This is a genomic window from Thauera sp. AutoDN2, assembly GCF_051280715.1.
Taxonomy (GTDB): domain Bacteria; phylum Pseudomonadota; class Gammaproteobacteria; order Burkholderiales; family Rhodocyclaceae; genus Thauera.
In genome coordinates, this window is record NZ_JBNCAR010000022.1 from 21,099 (window position 1) to 37,200 (window position 16,102).

Below are 16,102 nucleotides of genomic sequence, written 5' to 3' on the forward strand. Positions count from 1 at the left end.
ATGCGCCAACGCCGTCTCATGAACCAGATCAACGTCGTCCCCTACATCGACGTCATGCTGGTGCTGCTGGTGATCTTCATGGTCACCGCGCCGATGATCCAGACCGGCTCCATCGAAGTCCCTTCTGCTGGCCAGGTATCCGCACCGCCGACCGAGGCGATGGTGATCCAGGTGGATGAGAAGGGTGTGTACTCGATCATCCGCAAGACGGGCGCGCAGCCCGAGACGATCTCCGCAACCGCCTTGCAGACTACGCTCGCCGACATCGTCGCCGCCAATGCCGAGCAGACCTTCCTCGTCGCTGCGCATCGGAGCCTGAACTACCAGCAGGTCATCGACGTGCTCGAAACGGCCCGTTTGGCCGGCATCCGCAAGATCAGCCTGCAAACCCAGGCCGGTGGCAGCAGCCGATGAGGGCCAACGCAGTGCCTGCGCAGGCCGACGCACGCCGCGAGCAGCGGGATCCGCCGGGGAAGTGGGCTGCACTGGGCCTGACCCTTGCGGTCCATCTGGCCCTTGCGCTGTTTCTGTTCTTCGGTGTGCGCTGGCAGAGCGCACCACCGGCCGCGCTCGAAGTCGGTCTGACCGGCGCGCCCGCACACACGGCAGCCCCCACTGTACGTCCCGCGCCCGCGCCGACACCCAAGCCGCAGCCGGCACCTGCCCCCAGACCCGAGCCCACCCCCGAACCCAAACCCACCCCCGAACCCAAACCCGAGCCGCCTAAACCCGAGCCTCCGAAACCAGCGCCCAAGCCCGAGCCCAAACCAGAGATCGCAACGAAGGCACCCGAAAAGGAACCCGAGCCGCCCAAGCCAGCCCACAAGCCCGAGCCCAAACCGAAGCCAAAGCCCGAACCCAAGCCCGAGCCCGAGCCCAAACCGAAGCCAAAGCCTGAGCCAAAGCCCAAACCCGAACCGAAGCCACTGCCCAAACCCGCTCCTGACCCGACCGCGCAGCGCCTGGAGCAGGAACTCCAGCGTGCCGAGCAGGCACGCCTGGCCAGCCTGATGGCACAGGAGGGCGCGCGCGTTGCAGCACAGGGCCCGGCAGGACAGGGCGCGCCCGGCGGCGATATCGACAAGTACCGCGCCGCCGTTGCAGCCAAGGTGCGCGGCAACTTGCTGCGCCCACCCGGCCTCAGCGGCAACCCGGAAGCGGTTTTCGAGGTCGATCAGTTGCCGAGCGGCGAAGTGCTGAACGTGCGCCTCAAGCGCAGTTCGGGCATTGCGGCGCTCGACGAGGCGATCGAGCGCGCAATCCGGCGCTCAAGCCCCTTGCCACTACCTGAGAACCGCAGCCAGTTCCAGCGCACCCTCGAACTGAAATTCCGTCCGCTGGCCGAAGATTGAGCCCGCCATGTCTATAATTCGCGGCTGGAGCAAGAACCCATGATCAGAACCTTCAACGCCTTCCGACTCTTCGTCCTGACCCTGCTTGCCAGCCTCGCGCTTGGCGCCCAGGCGCAGCTATCGATCGAAATCACCGGTACCGGGGCCTCCCGCTTTCCGGTCATCATCCCGATCTTCGAGAACGAAGGCCGCCTGCCGCAAAGTGTCACCGACGTGGTGCGCGCCGACCTCGAGCGCAGCGGCCTGTTCGCACTGATCGACACTGGCCCGCTGCCGATGCCCGAATCGGTGCTGCCCGACCTCGCCGCCGTGCGCAGCCGCGGCGCCGACGCCGTGCTCACCGGCAGCCTGATTCCGCTCAGCGACGGCCGCTACGAGGTACGCTTCCGCCTCTTCGACGCTCAGAAGCAGCAGGAACTGGGCGCCATGGCGCTGCCCATGAGTCCGGCACAGAATCGACTCGTCGGCCACCGCATCGCCGACTTCGTGTACGAGAAGCTCACCGGGCTGCCGGGCTATTTCGCCACCCGCATCGCCTACGTGATCAAGTCCGGCCCCAACTTCGAACTCCAGGTCGCCGACGCCGATGGCATGAACCCCGCCACCGCCCTGCGCTCGCGCGAGCCCATCATCTCGCCCGCGTGGTCGCCGGACGGACAGCGCCTCGCGTACGTGTCCTTCGAGCAGAAGAAGCCCATCGTCTACGTGCACACGCTCGCCACAGGGCAACGCCGCGTGGTCGCCAACTTCAAGGGCTCGAACTCTGCACCCGCCTGGTCGCCCGACGGCAGCCAGCTGGCGGTGGTGCTGACCAAGGACGGGCTATCCCAGCTCTATGTAGTGGGCGCCGACGGCTCGGGCGTGCGCCGGCTCGCGCAATCCTCCGGCATCGACACCGAGCCGTTCTGGGGCGCGGACGGCAACATCTACTTCACCTCGGATCGCGGTGGCAGCCCGCAGATCTACCGCATTCCTGCCAGCGGCGGCAGCGCCCAGCGGGTGACCTTCGAAGGCAATTACAACGTCTCGCCGCGGCTCTCGTTCGACGGCAAGCTGCTCGCCTTCATCACCCGCAATGCCGGCCGCTTCCAGGTGGCCGTGCAGGATCTCGCCACCCGGCAGACCACCATCCTCACCGATTCGGCACGCGACGAATCGCCCAGCTTCGCCCCCAGCGGCCGCATGATCCTTTACGCCACCGACAGTGGCGGGCGAGGCGTGCTGTCCGCGGTGTCGACCGACGGGCGCATCCGGCAGCGGCTTACGGTGCAGGCCGCCGATGTCCGCGAACCCGCCTGGGGTCCGAGGATCCGGTAATCCAAGAAGCGGCAGCCAAGCCGCAAAACTCTCTGCTGTCCATAATTCACGTACTGGAGCATCACCCATGAAGAAACTCATCCTCCCCGCCCTGCTGGCCATGACGCTCGCGGCCTGCTCGAGCACGGGCCCCGAAACCTCCGGCGCCTCGGTCGAAGACCGTTCCGGCGTGGCCACCGTCGACGCGTCCAGCCTGAGCGGCAGCGGCATCGCAGCGCTGACCGACCCGAACAACATCCTGTCCAAGCGCAGCGTGTTCTTCGACTTCGACAGCTTCGTCATCAAGCCCGAGGCACGTCCGCTGATCGAAGCCCATGCCCGCTTCCTCGTCCAGAACCCGCAGATGCGCATGCTCGTCCAGGGCAATACCGACGAGCGCGGCAGCCGTGAGTACAACCTCGCGCTGGGTCAGAAGCGTGCTGACGTCGTCAAGCAGGCTCTGCTGCTGCTGGGCGCGCAGGAATCGCAGATCGAGTCCGTGAGCCTGGGTGAAGAGAAGCCCCGTTGCGATGATCGCACCGAGAACTGCTACGCCGAGAACCGCCGCGGCGACATGCTGTACTCGGGCGAGTTCTAAGAGAGTCCCGACATGAAACGCCTTCTGCCGCTTGCCGTCTTTCTCGCCCTGAGCCCGGCGGGCCCGGCCCATGCCCAGCTTTTCGGGGGGGATACCGAGGCACGCAACCAGATCATCCAGCTGCGCCAGGATGTCCAGGGCCAGCTTGAGACTACGAGCCGCGGCCAGCTCGAACTCGCCATGCAGAACGAACAGCTGCGAGCCGAGGTGGCCCGCCTGCGTGGCCAGATCGAGTTGCTGATGAACGAAGTGGAAACGCTCAAACAGCGGCAGAAGGATTTCTATGTGGACCTCGACGCACGCCTGCGTCACCTGGAAGGCGGCGGCACGGGCACAGCCCCTGCGCCCGGCGTGGCCGCCGACCCGGCCCAGGAGTCGGCCGAGTACCAGGGCGCACTGAATCTGCTCAAGGACGGCAAGCACAAGGAGGCGCTCGCCGCTTTCCAGGCCTTCACTGAGCGCTACCCGAGCGGCGACTTCACTGCAGGCGCCCATTTCTGGGCGGGGAACGCTGCCCTGCAGGCCCGTGACGTGGCAAGCGCCACCCGTCACTTCAAGACCGTGATCGAAAAATGGCCTAACGACAATGTCGCACCCGACGCAATGCTGGGCCTGGCCAACAGCCAGCAGGCCATGGGTGACGCCACCAGCGCGCGCAACACACTGAAGTCGCTGACCGAACGCTATCCGCAGAGCAACGCTGCTCAAGTGGCGCGCCAGCGGCTCGGCACATCCTGAGTCCATGCCGGAGAGGGATTTGGGCGCGGCTGCAGCCGTTCGCCTGCGCATCACCGAGATATTCGCCTCCGTACAGGGAGAGTCGTCCAGCGTCGGACTGCCCACAGTCTTCGTGCGTCTGACGGGCTGCCCCCTACGCTGTACCTGGTGCGACACCGCGTATGCCTTCAGCGGCGGCGCGACGCTCGCCCTCGAGGACATCCTCGCCCAGGTTGCCGGACACGGTCTGCGCCATGTCTGTGTCACCGGCGGCGAGCCGCTCGCGCAAAAAGGCTGCCTGCCCCTGTTGAGCGCGCTGTGCGACGCCGGCTACGCCGTCTCGCTCGAAACCAGTGGTGCGCTGGACATCGGCGCGGTTGACCCGCGCGTAGCTCGGATCATGGACCTCAAAGCACCAGGCTCCGGCGAGGTCGCGAAGAATCGCTACGAGAACATTCCCCTGCTGCGGGCGGGCGATGAGGTCAAGATCGTGCTCGCCGACGCCGAGGACTACGCCTGGGCGCGGCAGATGATCAACGAGCATGCGCTCGACCGTCGCTGCGAAGTGTTGCTTTCTCCGGTCGCAGGCGCCATCGAGCCCGCCACGCTGGCCGAATGGCTGGTCCGCGACCGCCTGCCGGCACGCTTCCAGCTTCAACTGCACAAAGTGCTCTGGAACGACGCCCGGGGCCGCTGAGCCCCGGGCACTGCACGGGGCGCACCCGGCTGCGCTCCACTGATGGAAAAATACCGTATGAAAGCGCCTCCTCCTGCCTCCGCACCGCGCGCCGTCGTGCTGCTTTCCGGCGGGCTCGACTCCGCCACCTGCCTTGCGATCGCGCATGACATGGGCTTCGAGGCCCACGCCCTCTCGGTCGCTTACGGCCAGCGGCATACCGCAGAGCTTCAGGCCGCAGGGCGAGTCGCCGCAGCCCTTGGTGCCCGCGAACACCGGGTGGCCAGTGTTAACCTGGGGCAGTTCGGCGGCTCCGCGCTGACCGACCCGAACATCGCAGTGCCAACCAGCGAACCCGGCGCGGGCATCCCGGTCACCTACGTCCCGGCGCGCAACACCGTGATGCTTTCCATCGCCCTCGCCTGGGCGGAAGTGCTCGGCGCCAGCGACATCTTCATCGGCGTCAACGCCATCGACTACTCCGGCTACCCGGACTGCAGGCCCGAGTTCATCCGCGCCTTCGAGACAATGGCGAGGCTTGCCACCAAGGCCGGCGTCGAAGGCCGTCCCCTGCGCATCCATGCCCCGCTGATCGAGCTCAGCAAAGCGGACATCATCCGTCGCGGCGCGGCCCTTGGGGTCGACTACGGCATCACGGTCACCTGTTACCAGGCGGACGAGGACGGTCGCGCCTGTAGGCGCTGCGAGGCCTGCCGGCTGCGCGCCGCAGGCTTCGCCACAGCCGGCGTTCCCGATCCGACCCGCTACCAGCCACAAACCGCATGACAAGGACGGCGGGCTGATTCGCGTTTAGAATCGTTCCACCACTCCCGGACAAGCACGCACGCCGGTACTCGGCCTGGAACCCCCAACATCATGGAAGAACCCCTGGTCTCCGCCACGACCATCGTCTGGCTCGCTTTCGCCATCGGCGCCGTGTTCGGTTATGCAGGCAGCCGCAGCAACTTCTGCACCATGGGCGCGGTGTCCGACATCGTGAACATGGGTGACTGGAACCGCATGCGCATGTGGGCGCTGGCAGTCGCCGTCGCCATCCTGGGCACCGGCGCCCTGCAGGCGCTCGGCCTGTTCGATGCTTCGAAATCCATCTATACCTCCAGTCGCCTGATCTGGCTGTCGCATCTGGTGGGCGGTGCGTGTTTCGGCATCGGCATGACCCTCGCCTCCGGCTGTGGCAGCAAGACCCTGATCCGCATCGGCGGCGGCAACCTGAAGTCGATCGTGGTCTTCGTATTCGTGGCGATCGGAGCATCCATGACCTTGCGCGGCTTGTTCGGGGTGTGGCGGGTGAACTACCTCGACGCGGTTTCGATCCAGTTGCCCCACGGCCAGGACCTTCCCGCTTTCGTCGCAGCGGCAGGCATGGATCCATCCGCGGCGCTGCTGCTGTGCATGGCAGCACTCGGCGGCGGGCTCGCGCTGTGGTCGCTAGCGAGCCGCGAGGCGTGGCGTGGCGACGTCCTGCTGGGCGGCCTCGTCGTCGGCGCCACGGTCATCGCCGGATGGTATGTGAGCGGGCACATCGGTTACATCGCCGAACACCCGGAAACGCTTGAGGAAGCCTTCATCGCCACCAACAGTGGGCGTGCCGAGTCCCTCACCTTCGTTGGCCCTTACGCCTACATCCTCGAACTCCTGCAGATGTGGAGCGACACCAGCAGGGTCGTGACCTTCGGCATCGCCAGCGCGCTCGGCGTCATCGCGGGCTCGGCAGTGCATGCACTGAGCAGCCGGGGCTTCCGCATCGAGAGTTTTCGCGACGCAGGAGATCTCGTGCGCCACATGGGCGGAGGCCTCCTGATGGGCTTCGGTGGCGTCACCGCCCTAGGGTGCACGATTGGCCAGGGCGTCACCGGCCTGTCCACGCTCGCACTCGGCGCCCTGCTCAGCACCGCGGCGATCATTGCAGGTTCGGCCGCAACGCTCAAACTCCAGTACTGGCTGCTGATGCGCGATGCCGATGCCTGACCGGGATGCCAGAGAGGGCGGGTAGCCCCTTCACGACGGCCCGCCATCATGCGGAAAAACCGACAGAAAATTTGACACGCCATGCTGGCCGCAACTATAATTCGCGCTCGTTTTTCGGGTCGTTAGCTCAGTTGGTAGAGCAGCGGACTTTTAATCCGTTGGTCGCTGGTTCGAGCCCAGCACGGCCTACCATCAAAAACGAAGCAGACAGGGCCTTGGTCAACCAAGGCTCTTTTTGTTTGTACGGCGCGCACCATCCGTGCACTGTCAAGGCCCACCGCGGAGAGCTTTCATGCCCTCCGCGCCACGATCGTCCGCTCAGGCGTATTCCCGGCGCGTGGCGACACCCTCGTCAAACGCGGCCTCGTCGGGCCGAAAGATCCTGTAGCAGTTCCGCCCAGCGGTTTTCGCATCGTACATGGCGCGATCCGCCTGCCGTAGCAGCTGATCCGCCTCGATCTCTCCATCCTGCGGAAAATAGCTCACGCCGACACTGCCCGACACTTGCAGCGTGCGCCCCTCGATGCTGACCGGCTCCGCAATCGCGGCAAGCAGGCGCTCGATGACGGCCACGCCCTGGTGCCTGGGCTCCACGCCCGACAGTACCGCGACGAATTCATCCCCGCCTAGCCTGGCGACGGTATCCCCATCACGCAATACCTCACGCAGCCTGCCCGCCACCTCGACCAGCAGGCGATCCCCCACCGCATGGCCGTAGGTGTCGTTGGCGGCCTTGAATCCATCCAGATCGATGTATGCCACTGCGATCCTGTGCCCGTCACGGCGCGCACGCCGCATGTCCTGACGCAGCCTGTCCGCCAGCAAGGCGCGGTTCGGCAACCCGGTCAGCGCGTCGTGGTAAGCAATGTGATGCAGGGCAGCCTGCGCCTCCACCAATGCGGCAACTGACTGCGCAAGCTGGCGGTTGCGGCGTGCCACCATCAGGAACAGCACCACCACGAGCCCCGCCGCGACACCCAGCGCAACAATGAACGCCGCATATCTGCTCCATACGTCCCGCCACAAGAAGGGCGGCGCCGCATCGAAGGGCGGCAGACGCAGCGTGCGCGCCAGGGTTTCCACGGGCAGATAGTCGAGCGGCGGCGAAAAGCCGCCGATGTAGGCTGCACGTGCGGCCGGGTGCGAAGCCTCAAGGCTGAGCAACGCGGCCGATATGCGCCGGACCATCGCGCCCTCCACATGCGGCAGCGCAACGAAAGGCCATTCCGGATATAGCCGGGTCGACACCGCATACGGGTAACCCGCCAGCCGCTGGCGATGGATCACCTGCAGGCGGGCGGGGTCGAGGCGCCCCTCCGCGGCGAGACTTTCCAGGATGCCGGTACGGACGAATCCCACATCGGCGCGCCCTTCCAGCACCGCCTCGACGACGGCATCGTGACGCCCGACTTCGAGAAAATCGACATCTTCTGGCACCCGTACGCCAGCCTGGATGAGTTCGAATACCTGGGCCTGGTAGCCGCCCATGAAGCGCGGACCGGAGATCGCGATTCGCCGCCCCCTCAGATCCTGAAGCCGCACGAGATCCGTGCGCTCCGCTCTGGTGATGATGACGCCACCAAGCGTGCTCACCATACTGCCGTCCTGCGCGGAAATCACGGTCGCCAGTGCACCGGACAGGCTGCTATGCACGCGCAGCAACAAGTAGTGCGTCGGGTTCGTCATGACCAGATCGATCCGGTGCGTCGCCACGGCCTCCTCGAGCTCGCTCTGCTCCAGCACCTCCAGCCTCACCCGCACGCCACCGAGTTTGGTGGAAAGGTAATCAGCAAGGGGCTGGTACCGCTCGATCATCACCGGCTTCGGACGGAACGCGAAGACCCCCAGCACCAGCTCCTGCGCCGCCTGCGCCGGCAGAGCTACAAGCAGGAGCAGCGCGAGCAGGGCGCGCTTCGCCAACGCGATCACAGGGACACCCGGTTGCGCGGAAGGAAGTCCGGATCGACAAGCCGATCGAGACGGTCATCGGACGTAAGACGACCGGCACCGCGCATCAGCCCCGCCAGCTCACGCGCGGCCGGAACGATGCTACGCGCCCCCGCGGGATCGAGATAGGCGCGGTTCCCCAATACGTCCGGTAGGCTCAGCCCGGCGAAACTGCGCTCGGTCTCCTCGAAACCAAGGCCCCGCCAGGCACCGATCCGACGCAGCGCGTCCTCACGGTTCACGCGCATGTGTGCGAGCGCACGAAAATGTGCCGCCAACAGGGCATCAAGTACTTTCTTCTGCCCACTCAGACGATCGCTCCGCACCGCGAGCACGTCGAAGATGAGGCCTGGAAACTGCCGACTGTCGAAGATACGCCGTCCGCCCTCACGTTCGAGCAGGGAAAGCGCGGGCTCGTAGGCAATCGCGACGTCCATCTCGCCCGCACGCCACGCATCGAGTTGCCGGTCCGGGGGAATGTCGATCAGGGTGACGTCGACCTCCCGCAACCCGGCGGCCTGCAGGAGCCTGTGCAGCACGAACTCCCCTACCGCACCACGCTCCAGCGCCACCCGGCGCCCGCGAACCTGTGCCGGAGACTCGATTTCCGCGCGCACCATCACCGCATCGGCACCCACCGAGTGGTTGAACACCAGCACGACGCTGGCGTGCACCCCCTGATCCCGCACGACCAGCACCTCGTCGAGCGTCAACGCTGCGGCATCGACCTCCCCTGCGACCATAGCCGCGATCGAATCGCCGGCATTACGCCCCGCCCGCAAGTCGACAGCAGCCGGCAGCCAGCCGAACTCCCGCGCGAGATAGAGTGGCTCATAACCGGGCCACGGATGAATCCCGACGCGAAACGCTCCCTGTTTGCGACACGCTGTCGCAAAGGGCGGGACGGCAATCGAGGCGGCAAGGAGGGACAGGAAACGACGGCGCAGCATGAGCCGTGAGCATATCCCACCCTCGTAACGCGTGCGCCACCACCATGGGGCTGCAGTGTGATCCGCGCCACGCATGGACTTCAGAACAAGAAAAAGGTATTATCATGGGGTTCGATTTCAATCAATTTTTTCAATCGACTCACGGCATTGCCACGCTCAAGGCAGTGTCCAGAGCGCACCGCGGCGACGATTCGAAGCGCGTAAGCGCTCCGCCTCCAGAATCGCCGAACCAGAATGCGTTTTCTGCCGGCGCAGGTCTTCAAGGCGCCCGAAATCGACAGAAACCGCCTTGAAAACCAGGCCGATGCAGCCTAGCCGCTGCACGGAATTCCCCTACCCAAGCCCAGATACGGCAGGCTGACCCCGCAGCATGGAGCGCGGGGGCAGGCGGCGTAAGACAAGGAGCCTCGACATGGCCAAGGAAGAACTCATCGAAATGCACGGATCCGTCACCGAGGTACTGCCCGACGGCCGCTACCGCGTGACCCTCGACAACGGTCACAACCTGATCGCCTACTCGGGCGGCAAGATGCGCAAGCACCACATCCGTATCATCGCGGGCGACAACGTCTCGCTCGAGATGTCCCCCTATGATCTGAGCAAGGGGCGCATCACGTTCCGCCACCTGCCCGGCCGTCCTGCAGGCGCCACCGCAGCACCTCAGCGCCGTCGCTGAACACCCCGTCCGCCCGCTGCGCCCTGAGGGCGCATGCGCGGCGGCGGCCCGGCTCACCGCACCCGCGGAGTGCTTGCCTTTGGTCGGCTCGCATGCTTCACTTTTGGAGTGATTCTAAAAGTGAAGCCATAGGAGACATCGACCATGCCCCATCGCCCCCACCTCGACAAGCAGGCCGATTTCGACGCCCTGCTGCCTTCTGCCCGGCTCGACCGGCGCGGCTTTGTCACCACGCTCGCGGCTGCCGGTTTCGCGCTTGCCGTGCAGCCGGTCCAGGCCAGCACCACGATCCACACCGAGCCTGGGGAGCTGGACACCGGCGACGCCACGATCGAGGTCGAAGGTGGCGCTCTCCCCGTCTACTACGCCCGCCCCGCGAGCACCACGCCTCAACCAGTGGTTCTCGTGGTTCAGGAGATCTTTGGCGTACACGAGCACATCCGCGACGTCTGTCGCCGTCTCGCGCACGAGGGCTACCTGGCCGTAGCCCCCGAGTTGTTCTTCCGCCAGGGCGACCCGCGCAGCATCGAAAGCGTGGGCGAGATCCTGCAGAAGATCGTCTCGCAGGTGCCCGATGCGCAGGTCATGAATGACCTCGATGCGTGTGCGAGCTGGGCCCGCAACCACGGCGGCAGCCCGGACTGGCTCGGCATCACCGGCTTCTGCTGGGGCGGTCGCATCACCTGGCTGTACGCCGCACACAATCCCGCGCTGAAGGCAGGCGTCGCCTGGTACGGCCGGCTCGATGGCCTGCCCTCGGACAAGAGCCCGCATCACCCGATCGACATTGCCGGCGCCCTGCATGCGCCGGTGCTCGGCCTGTACGGCGGCCAGGACCAGGGGATTCCGCTGGAGGATGTCGACGCGATGCGCGAGGCGCTGGAGCAGGCGGGTGCGCAAAGCACCATCCACGTCTATCCCGATGCGCCGCACGCCTTCCATGCGGACTACCGGCCCAGCTATCGCAAGGCAGAGGCAGAGGATGGCTGGAAGCGGCTGCTGGACTGGTTCGCGAACCAGCGCGGCTGAGCATCGTATAGTGCGCGCCCAGCACGGGCGCGCCTACATGCCCCCTTCACCGGCGCACGTCAGCGCCGCACGCCGTTCGCGCCATGATCCACAACCCGCCGGGACGCAACTGGCTCCAGCTCCCGCAGCAGTCGGGCTGCCACGAGCCCATTCGCCAAGCCGAACACCACGGCCGCGAGCGAGAACACCGGCAACAGATAGAACACGCCATCGTGAGGCACCAGCCATAGCCGCGCCACGATCAGCTGGGCGCCGATATGGGCGAAGGCAGCGAGGATGCTGTGACTGACCGGCCCGAACCAGCGCTGCGGCAGATGCATGGCCAGCCCCAGCACCAGCAGGCTGGCGAGCGCCCCCGCAAGGCTCAGGAAGAATCCCGGCGCCAGGAACTGGCCGAGCAGGAGGCTGCCGGCCAGCACGCGCAGCAGGGACACCCACACCGCCTCGCGCCACCCCCATCGCGCCAGCACCACCAGGGTGACGATGTTGGCAAGACCGGGCTTGACCCCGGGCAGCGGCAAGGGGATCGCCGCCTCCGCGACCGTAAGAACGATGGCCGCCGCCGCATGGCGCGCGATCCTGCGATCCTCAGGCGTAGGCCGGATTTCAATAGTTGAGGGAGTCATACTCCGCCACCCCGCCGGTAAGGCTCAAGCTGACCTCGTTCGGTGCGCAGATCGCCACCGCCCCGGCCTGGGTCAGCCAGCCCTGACGCACACAATATTGCCTGGGCCCCGGGTCCGACGCGACGCGCGCACGGCCTGGCCGGATCTCGATCAACGTCACGCCAAGCGGCCCGGGCACCTCGATGAATCGCTCGCGGCCCAGGTCGACCCTGGCCACCACCTTGCCACCCGCACGGACCACCGCCCCGTCGGGCGCACCGCCGCGCCACAGGCTCAGCAGAGCGTAAGCGCACACGAACAGCCCCGCCAGCGCTACAAGCACATCCCCTGGGCGAAGCAGGTCGCGCCATGAACTCAGGAAGCGCTTCACGTGTCGCTACCGTTCTCCGGTGCATGCACGCGCGCCGCGGCACGATCCGCTGCACGCCTCGCCGCAGAGCGGTGGCGGACGATCACGTCGAGTTGGTCGCGAAAACGCACCGCGAGCCACTCGGCTATATACACCGAGCGATGCTGCCCGCCAGTGCAGCCGATCGCCACGGTGAGGTAGCTGCGGTTGTCCCGCAGGTAGGCGGGCAACCAGCCCGCAAGAAAATCATGGATGTCCTGGCACATGCGCCCGACCTCGGGCACACGCTGCAGAAAATCGACCACCGGCTGGTCGCGCCCGGTCAGCGGGCGCAGCTTGGGGTCGTAGTGTGGATTGGGCAGGCAGCGCACATCGAACACGAGGTCGGCATCGAGTGGGATGCCGTACTTGAAGCCGAAGGACTCGAACATCAGGGTCATGCCCTGCGCCGCAGACATCTGGATGAAATCCTTCACCCAGGCGCGCAGCGTGTTCGGGTGCATGTCGCTGGTGTCGATTCTGTGGCCAAGCTCGGCGATGCACTCAAGGGCGTCGCGCTCGTGGTGAATCGCCTCTTCAACGCTCGTCCCCCCGGTCGCGAGCGGGTGACGCCGCCGAGTCTCGGAGAAACGCGCGATCAGCGTGTCGTCACGCGCATCGAGAAAGATGAAGCGCAGGTCGCGCACCTCCGCACGCAAGGCCTCGACGACCTTGGGCAGGGCCTCGATGCTTGCGCCGGAACGCATGTCCACCGCCACCGCGATGCGCTCCCAGCCTGCCCCGCGCAGGTGCTCGACCAAGCCGGGCAGCAGAGCGGCGGGAAGGTTGTCCACGACATAGTAGCCCGCGTCCTCAAGCACGTTGAGCGCGATGCTCTTGCCCGAACCCGAAAGCCCGCTGATGAGTACGATCTGCATCGATCCAGGAGAAGAAAAGGCCCGCGGACACTATACCCCAGCGTCGGCGGGCCGTCGTGCATGCGGGCCGCCGCCCGCTCCGATCAGGCGTCCTGCTTGCGCTTCTCGGCGCGTGCTACCCACAGGTCGGCATTCTCGATGCCAAGCGGGCGCGGGTCGAACTGGGGCTCGAGACGCCCCCGTGCCTGCTGTGCCTCGTAGTCCTTGAGCGCGGCGAGCGCAGGCTTCTGCAGCATGATGATGGCGACCAGGTTGAGCCAGGCCATCATGCCCACACCGATGTCGCCAAGCCCCCAGGCCAGGTCGCTGGTTCGCACGCAGCCGTACAGTGCGGAGCCGATCAGCGCCACACGCAACACAAAGATCAGCACCTCGGAGCGCAGGTTGCGTGTCAGGTAGGCCAGGTTGGTCTCAGCGATGTAGTAATAGGCGAGCACCGTGGTGAAGGCGAAGAAGAACAGCGCAACCGCCACGAACACCGCACCGAAGCCGGGGAGCACCTGCTCCATCGCAGCCTGAGTGAAGCCTGTGCCGGCGGTGATGTTGGCCAGCCCGGTGAACACCTGCGTGCCGTCGGCACCCGTCACGTTGTAGGTGCCGGTGATCAGGATCATGAATGCGGTGGCCGAGCACACGAACAAGGTGTCTATGTACACCGAAAATGCCTGCACCAGCCCCTGCGCCGCCGGGTGCGGCACCTCGGCCGCGGAGGCCGCATGCGGACCGGTGCCCTGACCTGCCTCGTTGGAATACACCCCGCGCTTGACACCCCACTGGATGGCCAGACCGATCATCGCACCGAAGCCGGCATCGAGTCCGAACGCCGAGGAAAGAATCAGGTTGATGACCTCGGGCACCTTCTCCACGTTGAGCGCCACCACCACGGCCGCCGCCAGGACATAGCCCAGCGCCATGAAGGGCACGACGACCTGCGTGACCTGCGCAATGCGGCGCACGCCCCCGAAGATGATCAGCCCCAGCAGGATCACGATGATCGTGCCGGTCACCGCCGGCGCCACACCGAAAGCGTTCTGCATGCTGGCGGCAATGCTGTTGGTCTGAATGCCGGGCAGCAGCACGCCGCAGGCGATCATGGTCGCGACCGCGAACACGATCGCATAGGTACGCCAACCCAGGCCCTTCTCGATGAAGTAGGCGGGGCCACCACGATACTGGCCGTGATGCTCGACCTTGTAGATCTGACCGAGCGCGGATTCGATGTATGCCGTGGCAGCACCGAGGAAGGCCACCATCCACATCCAGAAGATGGCGCCCGGACCGCCGAAGCCGATCGCGGTGGCGACACCCGCGATGTTGCCCGTTCCGACCCGGCCCGAAAGCGCGATGGTCAACGCCTGAAAGGACGAAACCCCCGCGTCCGAACTCGTGCCGCGGAACATTGCACGCACCATTTCGCCGAAATGGCGCACCTGCATGAAGCGGGTGCGGATCGAGAAATAGAGGCCCACCAGCAGGCAAAGATAGACGAGCGCAGGACTCCACACCCAGCCGTTGATCCAGTCTACGGTCTCTTGCATGACAACACTTCCGGGAAATTTAAGGGCTCGATTGTATCCGCTTGTTGCAGATCAATGAAAATCTACGCCTAGTGGAAAACCCGCATCAGGCTGCGAGGAGCAGCCCGCCCTCCCGGCGTGCCACGCCTGCACGCTCAAGCTCACCGACCACCCATGTCGCCAACGCATCGTAGTCCAGCCCCAGGAATCGGGCATTCGCAACGCGGTAGAGCGGCGTCTGCGCCAGATGGACGGGCAAGTCTTCGAGCCGCATGCTGCGGACTTCGAGCAGCTTGAAGGTAATGCAGGCGCGGATCGCGTTGCGCGCCATACGCGCACCGTCCGCCTCGAATGCACGGATGCGCGCGAAGGCCCGCTCGAGCGCGTCGTCGAACTCCGAGAAGGGCGCGCCATGCCCCGGGATCACCACATCGACCGAAAGCCGACCGATCGCCTCCAGCGTACCCCTTGCCTGCGTCAAGGCATCGTCGCTGCCCATCACCTCGGCGAAAAGGATGCCGAAACCATCGCGCCACAGCGCATCACCCGAGATCAGAATGCGGCGATCCGGGTTGTAGTAGGCGAGCGCATCCATGTCGTGGCCGGGAACGGCCAGTGCCTCCCACTCGAGCTCTCCGGCCAGAAAGCGCGCGCCCGCGCCAAGGGTCGCATCAAAACGGAACCGCTCCCCGGACTGAGCCCCGATCGAAAGCAGCAGCGCGTCCTCGTCCCACTCGGCCACGGCGCGGGCCATGCCCTCGGGAACGGTGATCGCACACCCGAACGCACGCTTCAGGCTGGCGTTACCGCCGATGTGATCGGAGTGCGAGTGCGTGTTGATCAGGCGCGCGAGCCTGCGTCCATCCAGCGCCCCAGCCACCAACTGCACGGTCTGCGCAGCATGGGTCAGGTACCCGGAGTCGACCAGGGTCGCCTCGTCACCATCGAACAGCAGGACGTTGTTGGCCGAAAGCCAGCCGCGCTCAAAGACCTGCAGCGTCGAAGGCAGGCGGGCCGAGGCACTCAATCGCTGCCCTCCCCGACCTGCGCGGCGACATTGGGCGGCAGCGCCACAGGCTGGTCGGTCGCGGGCTGCAAGGCTTCGGGCGGCGCTGCGACCGGCACGCCATTGATCTCGTCCGCGGTGCGACCGCAGCCCAGGCACACGCCCGAATCCCAGTCGATCATGCACACGCCGACACAGAGCGCGTCGCCGCTCATGCGCGCGACTCCGCAGGGCTGGCCTCTGCGAGCCATTCGCGGCGCTCGGCGACAGCGGACAGGATGGCGCGGCGGTCGTCGTCGCTGGTCCGGCTCCAGCGCGTGATCTCGTCGATCGTGCGCTGGCAGCCTTCGCACCAGCCGGTATCGGGACTCATGCGGCAGACGTTGGTGCAGGGGGACGGAATGCTCATGAACAGTCTCTGTTGGTTATGGGGGCGCGTCCTTGCGCGCCGCCTCAT

The 16,102-nt window shown here is 66.1% G+C and carries 19 protein-coding genes and 1 tRNA gene; 11 read left to right on the forward strand and 9 right to left on the reverse strand.

Annotated elements, in window-relative coordinates; all coding sequences use genetic code 11:
• The 9 genes from ACPT9U_RS12260 to ACPT9U_RS12300 all read left to right on the forward strand — a co-directional run bounded on the left by ACPT9U_RS12260 (position 1) and on the right by ACPT9U_RS12300 (position 6,820).
• Positions 1 to 414 carry an ExbD/TolR family protein gene (locus tag ACPT9U_RS12260; RefSeq protein WP_435751137.1) on the forward strand — a complete coding sequence of 138 codons (414 nt, stop codon included), beginning with the start codon at positions 1 to 3 and terminating at the stop codon, positions 412 to 414.
• The gene (locus tag ACPT9U_RS12265) at positions 411 to 1,352 is read left to right on the forward strand and encodes an energy transducer TonB (protein WP_435751138.1); all 942 of its coding nucleotides are present in this window, start codon (positions 411 to 413) and stop codon (positions 1,350 to 1,352) included. Before ACPT9U_RS12260 ends, ACPT9U_RS12265 begins: the two co-directional genes overlap by 4 nt.
• A gap of 39 nt (positions 1,353 to 1,391) precedes the next feature.
• Positions 1,392 to 2,669 carry a Tol-Pal system beta propeller repeat protein TolB gene (tolB, locus tag ACPT9U_RS12270; protein WP_418365357.1) on the forward strand — a complete coding sequence of 426 codons (1,278 nt, stop codon included), beginning with the start codon at positions 1,392 to 1,394 and terminating at the stop codon, positions 2,667 to 2,669.
• A 67-nt stretch (positions 2,670 to 2,736) separates the two neighbouring features.
• Positions 2,737 to 3,246, forward strand: a complete 510-nt coding sequence (pal, locus tag ACPT9U_RS12275) for a peptidoglycan-associated lipoprotein Pal (RefSeq protein WP_435751139.1) — start codon at positions 2,737 to 2,739, stop codon at positions 3,244 to 3,246.
• Between the two features lie 12 nt (positions 3,247 to 3,258).
• Positions 3,259 to 3,984, forward strand: coding sequence for a tol-pal system protein YbgF (gene ybgF / locus ACPT9U_RS12280; protein WP_418365355.1), 726 nt, complete (start codon positions 3,259 to 3,261; stop codon positions 3,982 to 3,984).
• A gap of 4 nt (positions 3,985 to 3,988) precedes the next feature.
• A complete protein-coding gene (gene queE / locus ACPT9U_RS12285; protein ID WP_418365354.1) occupies positions 3,989 to 4,660 on the forward strand; it encodes a 7-carboxy-7-deazaguanine synthase QueE in 672 nt (223 codons plus the stop codon).
• Between the two features lie 57 nt (positions 4,661 to 4,717).
• Positions 4,718 to 5,425 (forward strand): 7-cyano-7-deazaguanine synthase QueC, encoded by a 708-nt coding sequence (queC, locus tag ACPT9U_RS12290; RefSeq protein ID WP_435751140.1) that lies wholly within the window; start codon positions 4,718 to 4,720, stop codon positions 5,423 to 5,425.
• Positions 5,426 to 5,515: 90 nt separating this feature from the next.
• A complete protein-coding gene (locus ACPT9U_RS12295) occupies positions 5,516 to 6,628 on the forward strand; it encodes a YeeE/YedE family protein (protein WP_418365352.1) in 1,113 nt (370 codons plus the stop codon).
• A 116-nt stretch (positions 6,629 to 6,744) separates the two neighbouring features.
• A tRNA-Lys gene (locus ACPT9U_RS12300) sits at positions 6,745 to 6,820 on the forward strand.
• A 126-nt stretch (positions 6,821 to 6,946) separates the two neighbouring features.
• Here the strand turns inward: ACPT9U_RS12300 and ACPT9U_RS12305 are convergent.
• Together ACPT9U_RS12305 and ACPT9U_RS12310 are read right to left on the reverse strand one after the other, a co-directional pair.
• Positions 6,947 to 8,548 carry a diguanylate cyclase domain-containing protein gene (locus tag ACPT9U_RS12305; RefSeq protein WP_435751141.1) on the reverse strand — a complete coding sequence of 534 codons (1,602 nt, stop codon included), beginning with the start codon at positions 8,546 to 8,548 and terminating at the stop codon, positions 6,947 to 6,949.
• Positions 8,549 to 8,553: 5 nt separating this feature from the next.
• A complete protein-coding gene (locus tag ACPT9U_RS12310; protein ID WP_435751142.1) occupies positions 8,554 to 9,600 on the reverse strand; it encodes an ABC transporter substrate-binding protein in 1,047 nt (348 codons plus the stop codon).
• 337 nt (positions 9,601 to 9,937) lie between these two features.
• Here ACPT9U_RS12310 and infA point away from each other — a divergent pair, with 337 nt between their 5' ends.
• Positions 9,938 to 10,201, forward strand: a complete 264-nt coding sequence (gene infA, locus ACPT9U_RS12315; protein WP_418365349.1) for a translation initiation factor IF-1 — start codon at positions 9,938 to 9,940, stop codon at positions 10,199 to 10,201.
• Between the two features lie 144 nt (positions 10,202 to 10,345).
• A complete protein-coding gene (locus tag ACPT9U_RS12320; protein ID WP_435751144.1) occupies positions 10,346 to 11,230 on the forward strand; it encodes a dienelactone hydrolase family protein in 885 nt (294 codons plus the stop codon).
• Positions 11,231 to 11,289: 59 nt separating this feature from the next.
• Here the strand turns inward: ACPT9U_RS12320 and ACPT9U_RS12325 are convergent, their stop codons facing one another.
• The 7 genes from ACPT9U_RS12325 to ACPT9U_RS12355 form a co-directional block, all read right to left on the reverse strand.
• On the reverse strand, positions 11,290 to 11,856 hold the full coding sequence (locus ACPT9U_RS12325; RefSeq protein WP_435751145.1) for a Gx transporter family protein: 567 nt from the start codon (positions 11,854 to 11,856) through the stop codon (positions 11,290 to 11,292).
• Complete coding sequence (locus tag ACPT9U_RS12330; RefSeq protein WP_435751146.1) at positions 11,837 to 12,226, reverse strand: NusG domain II-containing protein; 390 nt, start codon at positions 12,224 to 12,226, stop codon at positions 11,837 to 11,839. The genes ACPT9U_RS12325 and ACPT9U_RS12330 overlap by 20 nt, the downstream gene beginning before the upstream one ends.
• Entirely contained in the window at positions 12,223 to 13,122 is a 900-nt protein-coding gene (gene rapZ / locus ACPT9U_RS12335; protein WP_435751148.1) for an RNase adapter RapZ, read from the reverse strand. Before rapZ ends, ACPT9U_RS12330 begins: the two co-directional genes overlap by 4 nt.
• An 83-nt stretch (positions 13,123 to 13,205) precedes the next feature.
• Positions 13,206 to 14,660, reverse strand: a complete 1,455-nt coding sequence (locus ACPT9U_RS12340) for an alanine/glycine:cation symporter family protein (protein WP_418365344.1) — start codon at positions 14,658 to 14,660, stop codon at positions 13,206 to 13,208.
• Between the two features lie 85 nt (positions 14,661 to 14,745).
• The gene (locus ACPT9U_RS12345) at positions 14,746 to 15,666 is read right to left on the reverse strand and encodes an MBL fold metallo-hydrolase (RefSeq protein ID WP_435751149.1); all 921 of its coding nucleotides are present in this window, start codon (positions 15,664 to 15,666) and stop codon (positions 14,746 to 14,748) included.
• Positions 15,663 to 15,860 (reverse strand): DUF1289 domain-containing protein, encoded by a 198-nt coding sequence (locus tag ACPT9U_RS12350; protein WP_418365342.1) that lies wholly within the window; start codon positions 15,858 to 15,860, stop codon positions 15,663 to 15,665. Before ACPT9U_RS12350 ends, ACPT9U_RS12345 begins: the two co-directional genes overlap by 4 nt.
• Positions 15,857 to 16,054 carry a DUF1289 domain-containing protein gene (locus ACPT9U_RS12355; protein WP_418365341.1) on the reverse strand — a complete coding sequence of 66 codons (198 nt, stop codon included), beginning with the start codon at positions 16,052 to 16,054 and terminating at the stop codon, positions 15,857 to 15,859. The genes ACPT9U_RS12350 and ACPT9U_RS12355 overlap by 4 nt, the downstream gene beginning before the upstream one ends.
• Between the last annotated feature and the right edge of the window lie 48 nt (positions 16,055 to 16,102).